Source organism: Brevibacillus reuszeri (assembly GCF_002897295.1).
GTDB classification, from domain to species: Bacteria; Bacillota; Bacilli; order Brevibacillales; family Brevibacillaceae; genus Brevibacillus; species Brevibacillus reuszeri_A.
Genome location: NZ_BEXF01000004.1, coordinates 100,334 through 113,044, shown reverse-complemented (window position 1 = coordinate 113,044; position 12,711 = coordinate 100,334). Strand labels below are relative to the sequence as shown.

Below are 12,711 nucleotides of genomic sequence, written 5' to 3'. Positions count from 1 at the left end.
CGCTGTTAGCACAAGAAGTCTTTAGCTGTTCACGATGACTGTACTGTTACTCGAACCGATGCGAGAAGCGCCCGCTTCGATCATGTTTTGCGCCGTTATCAAATCACGGACACCACCCGAGGCTTTCACGCCCAAGCGATCTCCCACTACCTCTCTCATCAGAGCGACATCCTCAGCAGTAGCTCCTCCTGTAGAAAAGCCAGTAGAGGTTTTGACGTAATGTGCCCCTGCCTTCTCAGACAATTGGCATGCGAGAATCTTCTCTTCGCGAGTCAAAAGGCACGTCTCAATGATTACCTTGACCAGCTGCCCCTCTGCCGCTTCTACCACTGCACGGATTTCATCCTCCACAAGCTTGGCATCGCCTGCTTTTAGAGCGCCGATATTGATGACCATATCGATCTCCTCTGCGCCCTCACGGATAGCCTGCTTGGTTTCCTCCACTTTTAGCGCTGTGGTGTTAGCACCCAGAGGGAAGCCTACGACCGTGCATACTTTTACTTCCGTATCCTTGAGCATAGAGCTAGCCAGCTCAACAAATGCAGGATTGATGCACACCGATGCAAATTTGTACTCGCGCGCTTCCACGCACAGCTTCATAACTTGTTCTTTTGTTGCCTCTGGTTTCAAAAGGGTATGGTCAATGTAGCTTGCAATCATCGTTGTAGCCTCCTTATTTCATTTGGGCAAATACGTCTTTTTCGTTATAAACATCCTTTGCGTTGGTTGCATCGATCAGGCCCGTGCCACCATCCACGTATTCTGGAACCTGTTCGCCTTTTGCTACCTTGAGTGCTGTATCTACTACGATGGAGCCAAGCTTGGTTGGATCATTGAACACCGTTGCGCTGTATTTTCCATCCACGATCGCTTTTACCGCTTCAGACAGGCCGTCAATACCTACGATTTTTACTTTGTCGAGCATTTTGGCTTGCTCCAGTACTTGTAGGGCGCCAAGTGCCATGTCATCGTTGTGTGCATAGACCAGGTTTACATCCGGGTTTGCTTGCAAAAGGTCTTGGAATGCTTTTACAGCTTTTGCGCGAACGTAGTCTGCGTATGGACCTTCCACGATTTTTACCCCAGATTCCTTGCCTACGATCTCATGAAAGCCATCATGACGATCCATCATTACTTTACCGCCCGCGTCACCTTGCAGCTCGATAACTTTTCCTGTTGCTTTGCCTTCTCCACCGAGGATAGCAACGGCTTGTTTACCTGCGATACGGCCCATTTCCTTGTTGTCACGTCCTACGAATGCTGCTACTTTTTCCTCAGTTGGACGGTCGACAGTAACTACCTGGATGTTTGCCTGCTTCGCTGCGTTCAGTGCTGGTACTACGGCTGTCGGGTTGGTTGGGTTCAGGATCAGCACGTCAATTCCTTTGGTGATGAGATCCTGTACATCAGCGTTTTGCTTCTCGATGTCGTTTTGTGCATCCATGACAACCAATTCTGCGCCTTGCTTCTGAGCCTCTGCCTTCGCGCCATCAACCAATGCCGTGTAAAACGGTGATTCAGATGTTACCTGAGAGAAGCCAATAACGATTTTTTTGTCTCCGCCACCAGCATTTGCGCCTCCACCCTCAGCTGCAGGCTGTTGAGAGGAGCAGCCTGCAAATACCAGGCTAGTTAACAGTGCTGAAACAACGAACAGTTTGTTTCCCTTCTTCATATAAAAATCCCCCTTACTATTTTTTAGAGAATTTGAAACCTAGTTCAGGTGTTACCCATTCTTGCTTTGCTTGGAGATAACAAAGCGGTTGAGCACCAGCGCCAGAACGATAATGACGCCCATGAAAATAGATTGGTAGTAAGACGACAGCCCCAGCAGGTTGAAGATATTGGTGATGATGCTCATCAGCAATACCCCGACGAAGGTTCCGCCGACGCTGCCCACGCCTCCAAACAGGCTCGTCCCACCAAGAACAACGGCTGCGATCGCATCGAGCTCAATGCTCTTTCCTGCGGTTGGCTGCCCTACAGTGAGCCAGGAGGCAAGAACGATTCCCGCCAAGGCAGAAAGGGCGCCGCAGATGATGTACGTATAGGTGATATATCTGTTTACATTGATACCTGACAAATGCGCGGACTGCGGGTTGCCTCCAATGGCATATAGCTTTCGTCCAAATGTCGTGTAGCGCAGAACCAGCACCGCCAGAATCGTGAGAACAATCCAGATGATTCCCGAGACCGGGATACGGTCAAACAGATTAGCCCCGAAAAAGCGAATCGATTCAGGCAGGTTGTAAACAGGCTTTCCGTCTGTAAAGAGCAGAGCCAGACCGCGTGCCGCTACCATCATGGCCATCGTGGCGATAAAAGCAGGTACCTTGAGTTTGGTTGTCACCAAGCCATTGATTAATCCCATGGCAGCACCAGCGATAATTCCAAGCACGATAGCTCCAAAAACCCCCACATACGGAATAGAAAGTGCCATGACCATCCCCGCCAAAGCGAGGACCGAGCCGACTGACAAATCAATTCCGGCTACGATGATGACAAACGTCATTCCAATACTGATGATCCCGACCACAGCGGATTGCTGCAGCAAGTTCAAGAAGTTTTGGACCGTCAAAAATTTAGGCGACAGCGCTGCGCCAATCGCGATGAAAACAACCAGCAAGAAAAAAAGATTGTACTTGCGCAAAAATTTTCCAAACTCAAATGAGGGCGCTTTCTTTTTCACGTTGCTGACTTCCTTTACGTGTTCCATAACGTTGTCCCCCCTGTCACTGCCGATTTTAGAATCTCTTCTTTCTGACTTAGTGGATCGCGGAATTCCCCGACGATGCTGCCACGGAACATGACGAGAATGCGATTGCATATTTCCTGCAATTCATTGATCTCTGACGATGCGACGATGACACTCGCTCCATCAGCCACAAGCCGCTGAATGATCTTGTAAATTTCTTGCTTGGCTCCGATATCCACACCTTGGGTCGGCTCATCAAACAAGATGATTTGGGACTGGCGGATCAGCCATTTGGAAATGATGACCTTTTGCTGATTTCCTCCACTCAAATTGCCCATCAGGGTCGTCGCATCCGGGGTTTTCACGTTCAGCTCGCGAATTTTGTCCGCAATCTCGCTACGAATACGTCCTGGACTAATGATCCCGCCACTGGCAAAACGGTCGTAGGCTGGTAAAACAGCATTTTCCTCAACAGAAAGACCGAGAATTGCCCCTTCTGTCTTGCGATTTTCCGGCACGAGTCCCATCCCTACGCGAATCGCTTTGCTCGGGCTGTCGATCTTCACCTGACTGCCTTCCAAATAAATGGCTCCAGATGATAATGGATCGACTCCGTATAAAGCCTTCAACAGCTCTGTCCGACCAGCTCCAACCAGCCCGTACAAGCCGAGGATCTCTCCCTTTCCCAGTGAAAAGGAGACATTCGAGATCTGCCGGGTTTGCAGTGCCTCTGCTCTCAGCAGCTCCGGAAAGTGAAGCTGCTCTCGGCTGCGCTCCTGCTTTTCCATTTTGTAGCCAATGATCAGCTCCGTCAGGCTCGTCTGATCCAGCTCGCCAAGCTCTCGGGTCGCGACCCATTTGCCATCACGTAGTACCGTCACTCTGTTCCCGATCGCGAACAATTCCTCCAGCTTGTGCGAAATATAGATGATCGTGATCCCTTGCTTGATCAGCTCTTCGATAATCGTAAAGAGCGTGCGGATCTCGTTTTCTGACAATGTTGTGGACGGCTCATCCATGATGATGACTTTGGCATTGCTCTCCAGTGCTTTGGCTAGCTCTACAATCTGCTTGTGACCCATGCTGAGCTCTGACACAGGCGTATCGACATCAATAGCAATTCCCAGACGATTAATCAGCTCCTGCGCCTGTTTGCGCAAGCGCTTCCATGAAACAAAGCCAAATCGCGGTTGTGCGTACGAACCCAAATAGATGTTTTCTGCCACAGTCAAATGCTCGACCAATGACAGTTCCTGGTGAATAGTAATCACACCGAGCCGTTTACTATCTGCCGGGCTTGAGATTTGAATCTTCTCCCCTTGGAGATAGATCTCTCCCTCGTCCTTTGGATAGACGCCAGCAAGAATTTTCATCAGTGTGGATTTTCCTGCCCCGTTGGCGCCGATCAAGCAGTGAACCTCCCCCTTACTTACAGAGAAATCCACGTTTTGCAGCGCTTTTACACCGGGAAATGACTTGGAAATATTCTGCATCTTGAGTATCTCGCTCATCACATCTTAAGTCCCCTTTCTCAGGTGGCGCCAAGCTCCTTCATGATGGGAAAGAGTGCTTTATGCAAATCCAAATAGGCGGCAAAATATCGATTGTACTGCTCATGAGCGTCCCTGCTCGGCGTATAAACATGCGCTTTTTCCGCATTGGTCCTCGCAGCATCAGCAAGGCTCGGGTAATGACCCAATCCATACGCTGCCAGAATCGCCGCCCCTTTGCTGCCTGCTTCGGTCTCCTCCAGCGTTTCAATGACGAGTCCGGTCACATCGCTTAAAATTTGCATCCACAAAGCATTTTTCGTACCGCCTCCACACGCAATGATTCGTGTGATCGGCACATTCGAAGCAGCAAACGTAGAGATGATATTGCGCGTACCATAGGCTGTCGATTCTAGAATCGCACGGAAAATATGAAAGCGTGTGTGCGCCAAAGTGAAACCGACCATAGAGCCAGTCGCATGCGGATTCCGGTAAGGGGTACGATTTCCCTGCCAGCTGTCCATCATGACCAGCCCATCGCTTCCGGGAGCAATTTTTCCTGCTTCCGCAACGACTTCTTCATATACAGCTCCCAGCTCTTCAGCGGGAACATGCGGGTAAAACTGCTGCAAAAACCAGGTCGTCAAGGAACCGCAGGAGAGCTGTCCGCCCTCGATCAACCACTTATCAGGAAGGATGGCATTTTCATATGGCCCCCATAGCCCTTCGTGAAAGACAGGTTCTTCTGTATGAACCAAATGGACAAAGCTCGTTCCCATCACCAGACTCATGATCCCCGGCTCGACTGCACCCGCACCCAGCATGCCAATATGGGCATCAATCCCGCCCTGAAAAACGGGAATTCCTGCTCTAATACCAAGCTCGGCTGCTGCTTGCTCAGTAATTTCGCCTACCTGACTGCCGACCGGAATCACTTCGTCTGGCCATAGCTCTTGATAGTCAGGCAAACCGATTGCTTCATAAAAGGCTGGAGAAAAGCCTTTGCCTCCCAGGTAGTTCCATTTGCAAACGGCATTGCATTGGGACGCTACCCACCGGCTCGTCAGTCTGAAATTCATCCAGTCCAGCTGCTCTACGACTTTTGTCCCTGGGATCAAAAAGCCGTTTTCCTTTAAATACAGTGCTTTGGCGACCATCCATTCCTCGGACACCTTGCCACCTGAATACCGCAGAACTTCTTTTACGATCGGGTCCGGGTTTTCATTGATGGCGATTGTTTGGGCAACCGCTCGTTTATCCATCCACATGAGGGCTGGTGTTTGCGGTACACCCGCTTCATCTGTTACCAACACTGTCGATGATGTCGCACATACTCCGATCCCTTCGATGCGGGATAGTGAAACAGATTTCGCCGCTTCTGCCAGCACCCGCACCAAAGCTTGCCACCAATGCTCAGGCTGCTGCTCAGCTCTTCCTGTGAGAGGAAAAGAGGTCGGATAAGAGCTCTCCCCTCGCCAGACGAGTTTTCCTTCTCGTGTATACATGCTGACCTTCAGTGCTTGTGTGCCAAAATCAAAGCCAGCTACGATGGTATGATTATCAGTCATGTTTTCTCCCCCTTTGCTTAATTGGGCAGAAACATTATTTTATTGAAGATCAGCTCTTTATTCTTAATCTTTTGAAACACCTCAGGAGCTTGATCGAGCTGGTAGCGATGCGAGATCAATGGCTCTGCCTTCAGCTTTCCTTCTGCCATCAGCTCAGCTGTATACGACCACTCACGACCTGGGAAAGGATTAGAGAAAGAGTTCCAGGAACCGAACAAAGCCAGCTCGTAACGCAGAACGTTGTTCATCGCTTCTTTACTCAAGGTCAGTTCACTGTTGGAAATGCCAAGGAATACGATGCGTCCTTGCTTGGCTGCTGAGCTTACGGCTTGATTTTGCGCAATAGGCGATCCCGATGTATCCAGAATGAAGTCTGCGCCGCCTGTTTGCGCTGCGATTTCGCTAGCCGGATCGACTTTCAAGGAATTCACCACAATGTCTGCACCGAGTTCCTTTGCCAGCTCCAGCTTTTCATCGTGAATGTCCACTGCGATCACTTGCTTTGCCCCAAGCACCTTGGCAAACTGAATTGCGAACAGCCCGATTGCACCAAGACCAAAGACCGCTACCGTATCGCCTTCTTTGCAGTTTCCGCGCCACAATCCGTGAATCGCATTGGCTGCTGGATCGATCATGGCTCCAGATTCGTAGGAAACCGAATCGCCGAGGCGCACCAGATTTTCTTGTGTCACCTTGATGTAATGAGCCATGGCACCATCCGTGCGCGAGCCGTAGTAATTGTAGTCCTCGCATAGTGAATAGTCGCCTTGTCTGCAATATTTGCACTCATTGCAAGGGATCAAGGGAGCTACAGAAACACGATCTCCTTCTTGCCAGCCTGTTACCTCAGCACCACACTTGACGATCTGTCCTGCAAACTCATGTCCAAGCGTCAAGCCTTGGTAATAAGCACCTTTATACAACGCGCGTGGAATGTCTGATCCGCATACGCCAACCGCTTTTACCTCTACCAGTACTTCACGTGCTCCGATTTCCGGGACGTCAATCTCTTCTACTTGCAAATTTCCAGGCTCATACAGTTTAACCGCTTTCATTTTTGCTGCACCTCCGCTGTTTGCACTAGATCATGCTGTTTGATTAATTCTCTTGCCGTATTTTCATCAGTAAACAATGTATTGAAGTATTTGCCTCGCACTGCGCCAAGCACAGCCGGAACCTTTTCCTCTCCGCAAGCGATGGCAATCGTGTGCTTTTTACGGCGCAGATCCTCCAGCTGTAAGCCGATAGTCCGATCGTTGAGCTGCTCGTCACTAATCGTTCCGTCTATGGAGTAAAAACGGGAACAAATATCTCCGACCGCCCCTTTTTGCAGCAGCTTGTCGTATTCGTCCTGTTTAAAATATCCCGCCAGATTCAGCACGGACTCATAAGAAGTACGACCGATTCCGAAGACTGCAATATTCGCTTCTCGCCCCACCGCCATGATGTCACGAATACTTGAGTCACTCATTAGAGCAGACGCAATTTCACGTGAATCCAAAATCGTCGGTACAGACAAGGCATGAGGCTGCGCTTCAAAGGCTTTCGCAAACTGATCGAGAATGTTTGTCGCACCGGTTGAGAAAGCAGTCGTGCTCACTCCTCCGTTCAACTGCACCACACGAACATTTTTGCGCTTCACGGACAGCAGCTGCTTCGCTGCATACGTGAGACTGTTCCCCCAGGAAATGCCGATCGTATCACCGTCCGATACCAGCTCGTTTAAGTAATCGCTTAGCAGCTTGCCCACATCTGTCAGGATAAAGGAGGGCTCGGGAATAATGACTGGAGCGACACAAACCTTCATGAGCTCGAATCGTTTTTTCAATTCGTCTTCCAGATCATCAACCGACTCCAGCGGATACTGGATCGTAAAAGTGACTATCCCTTCCTGAATCGCTGCGTCCAAAATACGGCTGACGGTTGGGCGCGATATATTTTCCAGCACCGCAATTTCTTGCTGGGTCATCCCTTTTTCGTAGTAGAGCTTGGCTACCCGAATCATTTCTCTTTGGGAGTACATCATGTCCCTTCTTTCGTGAAATTTTGTTCACGCGCTTGCACTTTGTTTCATTTCACACCTTGATTATAGCCAGCAGGGGTACGTTTCGCTACAGAATTTTACTAATCATTAAAATATTGCACAAAATTTCATTTTTGCCTCTGGGCAACTTTTAGTTTTTAGTCCGTGGGATTTCGTTGAACTTGTGAAATCGAGTGTTCTAGCTACTCGTTTTCTGTCATCTACACATGCTAAAAAGACCCTTGAGCAAACTAAGGGCCGGAGCGTATATTTGTTTGAATCGTACACGAACATCTTTGACCCTGACTCATGATCGTACACTGCAAGCTCCAATTAGTGAATTATACTTTTTTGTATCAACTTTGCCTATCAGGAGGTCTCTATGAACCACGTACACCTGCTTGACATTGAATTTGAACAAAACGGACAAAAGCAAATCATCACCCCTGTCCTGCTTCACGACGATAACCATACGATATTGATCGACTGCGGCTACCCGGATTTTCTCCCTCTTTTGGAAAAAGCGGCGCAGAAGCATGGCATTCTTCTCGAATCGCTGACAGCCGTGATCGTCACCCATCACGACATGGACCATATCGGATCGCTGGCTGCATTAAAGCGCACATATCCTCAAATCGAAATCATTGCGTATGAGTCGGAAGTTCCTTACCTTGCCGGAAGCAAAAAATCGCTGCGCATCGAGCAGGCAGAAGCAACTCTGGATGATCTCTCGCCTGAGGAAAAACCACATGCGGAAGCATTCATCCGCTTTCTTGAATCAATCGAGCCTGCCAACGTGGACAGGACAGTGTCTCATCAAGAACGGCTGCCTTGGTGTGGGGGGATCGAGATCATCCATACGCCAGGTCATATGCCTGGTCATATCTCGCTGTATCTGCTGGAAAGCAAAACCATGATCGCTGGTGATGCGGTAGTAGCCTCTTCCGGTAAGCTCGAAATTGCCAACCCACAATTTACGATGGATATGGAGACGGCCATTCGTTCTGTCCAGCTTTTGCTTACTTACGACACCCGGCAGCTCATTTGCTATCATGGCGGATTGTTTGTAGGTGACGCCAGACAAGCGCTGCATCAGCTCATTCAAGCGCATACGACTAACGGACTGTCTGAAAAGTGAAGAAGACAGAAAACGGCTACCCCAATGAGGTAGCCGTCCCTTTTATTCCGAAGCCATCTGGACATTTTTAAACTGGTTAGAAAACAGCTGGTAGTAGAAGCCTTGCTGCTGCATCAGCGAATCATGGCTGCCTTTTTCGACGAGCTCACCGCGGTCTACAACCATGATCGTATCTGCATCTCTGATCGTATTCAGTCTGTGGGCGATGACAAAGCTTGTGCGCCCTTGCATGATGCCAAGCAAAGCATCCTGGATATGCAGCTCCGTCCGGGTGTCGATACTGCTGGTCGCCTCATCCAAAATCAAAAGAGACGGCTTGGCGAGAATCACGCGGGCAATCGCCAAAAGCTGCCGCTGCCCCTGACTCAGATTGCCTCCATTTTCCGTCAAAAGCGTGTCGTAACGCTTTGGCAATCGATTGATAAACACATCCGCATTGGCAAGCGCCGCCGCTGCCTCGATTTCGGCGTCTGTCGCATCTGGCTTGCCGTATTTAATATTTTCCTTGATCGTTCCCGAAAACAGGTACGTATCCTGCAAAACAAAGCCAAAGCTTTTGCGCAAGCTGTCTCGGGTGTACTCGCGAATATCTTTGCCATCCAAATAAATGTTGCCGCTCGTCACATCATAAAACCGCGTCAGCAGATTTACGACCGTCGTTTTGCCTGCCCCTGTTGGACCCACCAGCGCCGTAATGCTGCCCGCATCTGATTCAAAGCTAACATTTTTCAAAATCAGCTGATCGGGGCGATAGCCAAAGCTGACATTGTCAAAGACGACATGTCCCTTGGGCTGCTCGAGCAACGCAGCATCTGGCGCATCATCCGGCTCCTCCCGCTCATCCAGCACTTCAAATACACGCTCCGCCCCGGCCACACCGGATTGGAGAACGTTGAAAATACTCGCCAAATCATTCAGCGGACGGACAAACTGCCTGGAGTAGCTGAGAAAGCTGGCAATGACACCGACTGTGATCAAGCCTTTGACTGCGAGCACGCCTCCAACGATGGAGACCATCGCAAAGCCAAGGTTATTGATCACGTTCAGGATCGGCATCAGAAAGCCTGACCAGATTTGCGCCTTCATCCCGATCTTGCACAGCCGATCATTGATCTCGTCAAAATCCTCGATCGCTTTTTGCTCATGGTTAAATGCCTTCACGACCTGAATCCCGGAGATCGTCTCCTCGATGTGACCGTTGAGCTTGCCCAGCTCGACCTGCTGATTTTTGAACAGCACGCTCGTTCTTTTCGCGATTGAGCGGGTCAGCAAAAAAACGAGTGGAACCGTGATTAAGCATGCGAGCGTCAAAATTGGGGACAGAACAAGCATCATCACCAAGGAGCCAGTGAGAACAATAGCTCCAGACATAAGCTGAGTCGTTGATTGCGAGATGGAATTGCTGACGTTGTCGATATCATTGGTGAGACGGCTCATCAGCTCGCCATGTGTGCGCGAGTCAAAAAAGGCGACTGGCAGCTTTTGCAGCTTTTCAAACAACGCTTGCCTCATACTCGTTACCACTCGCTGCGAGATACCAGCAATCACCCAGCCCTGTAAAAACGTCAGTGCCCCATCCAGGACATATGAGCTGAGCAAAGCAAGGATAATGATCGATAAATAGCTGTAGGTTTCTGCTCCTCCAGCCATCGCATCAATCGCTTTTCCGATCAGGTAAGGGGCAGAGAGCATCAGCAGAGAGTCTACGAATACGATGACAAAAACAAATGGCAAAAGCCTTTTTTCCTGACCAAATGCTTGCCAGAGTCTTTTTACTGTACCTAAAAAGTTTTTCGGTTTGCTTACAGGTCCACGCCCTGCCCCATGCCTGAAGCCGCGTCCAGGCTGTGTCGGAAAAACAGGCTGTTCCTTCTGCTGCTGTGCCATCCTACTTCACCTCCCTGCCGATTTGCGACTGAAAGATTTCCTGGTATACCTTGCAGCCAGCGAGCAATGATTCATGTGTCCCGATGTCCACGATTGCACCGTTATCAAGCACGATGATCTTGTCCGCATCCATGACGGACGTGATCCGCTGCGCAATCAGGATGCAGGTGAGACCTCTCGCATAGGTTTTAAGCGCTTCCTTTATTTTGCCTTCCGTCGCTACATCGACGGCACTCGTGCTGTCGTCGAGGATGAGAATCTGCGGTTTTTTTACCAATGCCCTCGCGATGGAAATACGCTGCTTTTGTCCGCCGGAGAAGTTGATTCCGCCCTGTCCTACTCGGGTATCATAGCCCTCGGGAGTCGTGGCAATAAACTCGTGGGCCTGCGCCATCATGGCCGTTTGTTCCACTTCTTCCATCGTCGCATCCTCTTTACCCCAGCGAATATTTTCGAGGACAGTTCCGGTAAACAGCGTTGTTTTTTGCGGGACAACGGCCATTTTCTCACGGAGCTTTTTCGGGTCCAGCTCGCGGACATCCTGCCCGTCCACACGAATAGTCCCTTCTGTCACATCATAAAAACGAGGAATAAGCCCGACCAGGCTGCTTTTTCCTGATCCCGTCGAACCGATGATGCCCACAGTCTCCCCTGGCAGGCAGGTGAATGATATTTGCCTTAAAACAGGCTCTCCCTCTTCGCCTTCATATGAAAAGCTAACGTTTTCAAAATCGATGCGCCCAGAATCTCCTGACTGTTCTTGTAGCTGCCCCTGCTTCCAGGTCATCTGATTTTCCTCGGCGAAGACCTCACCGATACGGCCAGAGGATGCTTTGGCGCGTACAAACATGTTAAACACCATCGAAATCAGCATGAGGGAAAACAAAATCTGCGTCATGTAGTTGGTAAACGCAATGATATGCCCGACCTGGATGCTGCCCTGCTCCACACCAAGTCCTCCCAGCCAAAGCACTGCCACAATCCCGAGATTGACTGTCAGCATGATGGCAGGGCTGAAAATAGACATGACGCGAGTAGCGGATACCGATTTCTTTTGCAGCTCTTGGTTGGCACCGGTAAACTTGCCAATCTCAAAATCAAAGCGGTTGAATGCTTTCACGACGCGCACACCAGACAAATACTCGCGCATCGTCCCGTTCACCCGATCAAGTGCTTGCTGGACCTTGAGAAAGAATGGAAAGCCGATTTTCATATTCAAATAAATGAACAAGCCTACGATTGGAACCACGATGGCGAGCACAACAGCCAGCTCGGCATTCAATTGCGTCGCCATGATCAGTCCCCCGATGCACATCAGTGGAGCCTTGACGAAAATACGCATCATCCCGTTCACAAAAACCTGGACCTGATTGACGTCATTCGTCAAACGTGTTACCAGCGAAGCCTTGTCGAACTTGTTTAAATTATCGAAGGACAATGATTGCACCTTGGAGAACAAATCCGAGCGAAGCTGCGCTCCAAAATTTTGTGAGACATATGTAGCCAAGACATTGCGTATCGAAGCAGCGACTGCTCCGATTGCAGTAATGAGCAGCATCATGCCACCTGTCTGAAGCACGTAATCCATGTCCCGCTGTGCCACACCAACGTCAATAATCCGGGACATGATAGTTGGCTGCAAGAGATCACATACAGCCTCAATCGTCAAAAAGATCATAGAAACCGCAGCGATGAAGCCATATTTCTTTATATACTTTTGATAGAAACGCATTTGTTCACCTCATCCCCGCACTGCTTTCGCTGTAGTGAAACTTCTATGTAAAATAGGCAAGAGTACCCCCACTTCTACAAGCAGCAGGGTGAATCACTGTTCTTTTTGTCCGTTTTCGTATAGAATGAAAGCGCACAAAAGGAACGTACGTTCTGTTATAATCATTTTGAAAGGGGGT

Annotated in this window: 10 protein-coding genes; 1 reads left to right on the top strand and 9 read right to left on the bottom strand. The window is 49.6% G+C overall.

Annotated features, from left to right (window positions below):
• Positions 1-21 precede the first annotated feature (21 nt).
• Genes deoC through C3B52_RS08140 form a run of 7 tightly spaced genes read right to left on the bottom strand, consistent with a single transcriptional unit; the run spans position 22 to position 7,776 of the window.
• Positions 22-660 carry a deoxyribose-phosphate aldolase gene (gene deoC, locus C3B52_RS08170; RefSeq protein WP_103105588.1) on the bottom strand — a complete coding sequence of 213 codons (639 nt, stop codon included), beginning with the start codon at positions 658-660 and terminating at the stop codon, positions 22-24.
• Between the two features lie 13 nt (positions 661-673).
• Positions 674-1,675, bottom strand: a complete 1,002-nt coding sequence (locus C3B52_RS08165) for a substrate-binding domain-containing protein (RefSeq protein ID WP_103105587.1) — start codon at positions 1,673-1,675, stop codon at positions 674-676.
• A gap of 51 nt (positions 1,676-1,726) precedes the next feature.
• On the bottom strand, positions 1,727-2,716 hold the full coding sequence (locus C3B52_RS08160) for an ABC transporter permease (protein ID WP_103105586.1): 990 nt from the start codon (positions 2,714-2,716) through the stop codon (positions 1,727-1,729).
• Positions 2,704-4,188: a sugar ABC transporter ATP-binding protein gene (locus C3B52_RS08155; RefSeq protein WP_235615636.1), complete on the bottom strand. Its 1,485-nt coding sequence runs from the start codon at positions 4,186-4,188 to the stop codon at positions 2,704-2,706. Before C3B52_RS08155 ends, C3B52_RS08160 begins: the two co-directional genes overlap by 13 nt.
• A 38-nt stretch (positions 4,189-4,226) precedes the next feature.
• A complete protein-coding gene (locus tag C3B52_RS08150) occupies positions 4,227-5,753 on the bottom strand; it encodes an FGGY-family carbohydrate kinase (protein WP_103105584.1) in 1,527 nt (508 codons plus the stop codon).
• A gap of 17 nt (positions 5,754-5,770) precedes the next feature.
• Positions 5,771-6,808 (bottom strand): galactitol-1-phosphate 5-dehydrogenase, encoded by a 1,038-nt coding sequence (locus tag C3B52_RS08145; protein WP_103105583.1) that lies wholly within the window; start codon positions 6,806-6,808, stop codon positions 5,771-5,773.
• Entirely contained in the window at positions 6,805-7,776 is a 972-nt protein-coding gene (locus tag C3B52_RS08140) for a sugar-binding transcriptional regulator (RefSeq protein ID WP_235615635.1), read from the bottom strand. Before C3B52_RS08140 ends, C3B52_RS08145 begins: the two co-directional genes overlap by 4 nt.
• Positions 7,777-8,158: 382 nt before the next feature.
• Here C3B52_RS08140 and C3B52_RS08135 point away from each other — a divergent pair, with 382 nt between their 5' ends.
• Entirely contained in the window at positions 8,159-8,914 is a 756-nt protein-coding gene (locus C3B52_RS08135) for an MBL fold metallo-hydrolase (RefSeq protein ID WP_103105582.1), read from the top strand.
• A 42-nt stretch (positions 8,915-8,956) separates the two neighbouring features.
• Here the strand turns inward: C3B52_RS08135 and C3B52_RS08130 are convergent, their stop codons facing one another.
• Together C3B52_RS08130 and C3B52_RS08125 are read right to left on the bottom strand one after the other, a co-directional pair.
• A complete protein-coding gene (locus C3B52_RS08130; protein ID WP_103105581.1) occupies positions 8,957-10,801 on the bottom strand; it encodes an ABC transporter ATP-binding protein in 1,845 nt (614 codons plus the stop codon).
• A 1-nt stretch (position 10,802) separates the two neighbouring features.
• Positions 10,803-12,533 carry an ABC transporter ATP-binding protein gene (locus C3B52_RS08125; RefSeq protein WP_103105580.1) on the bottom strand — a complete coding sequence of 577 codons (1,731 nt, stop codon included), beginning with the start codon at positions 12,531-12,533 and terminating at the stop codon, positions 10,803-10,805.
• Positions 12,534-12,711: the final 178 nt, after the last annotated feature.

Excerpts from the sequence above, each read along its gene's own strand:
- deoC (WP_103105588.1), bottom strand. The coding sequence starts at position 660 with ATGATTGCAAGCTACATTGACCATACCCTTTTGAAACCAGAGGCAACA.
- C3B52_RS08165 (WP_103105587.1), bottom strand. The coding sequence starts at position 1,675 with ATGAAGAAGGGAAACAAACTGTTCGTTGTTTCAGCACTGTTAACTAGC.
- C3B52_RS08160 (WP_103105586.1), bottom strand. The coding sequence starts at position 2,716 with ATGGAACACGTAAAGGAAGTCAGCAACGTGAAAAAGAAAGCGCCCTCA.
- C3B52_RS08155 (WP_235615636.1), bottom strand. The coding sequence starts at position 4,188 with ATGCAGAATATTTCCAAGTCATTTCCCGGTGTAAAAGCGCTGCAAAAC.
- C3B52_RS08150 (WP_103105584.1), bottom strand. The coding sequence starts at position 5,753 with ATGACTGATAATCATACCATCGTAGCTGGCTTTGATTTTGGCACACAA.
- C3B52_RS08145 (WP_103105583.1), bottom strand. The coding sequence starts at position 6,808 with ATGAAAGCGGTTAAACTGTATGAGCCTGGAAATTTGCAAGTAGAAGAG.
- C3B52_RS08140 (WP_235615635.1), bottom strand. The coding sequence starts at position 7,776 with ATGTACTCCCAAAGAGAAATGATTCGGGTAGCCAAGCTCTACTACGAA.
- C3B52_RS08135 (WP_103105582.1), top strand. The coding sequence starts at position 8,159 with ATGAACCACGTACACCTGCTTGACATTGAATTTGAACAAAACGGACAA.
- C3B52_RS08130 (WP_103105581.1), bottom strand. The coding sequence starts at position 10,801 with ATGGCACAGCAGCAGAAGGAACAGCCTGTTTTTCCGACACAGCCTGGA.
- C3B52_RS08125 (WP_103105580.1), bottom strand. The coding sequence starts at position 12,533 with ATGCGTTTCTATCAAAAGTATATAAAGAAATATGGCTTCATCGCTGCG.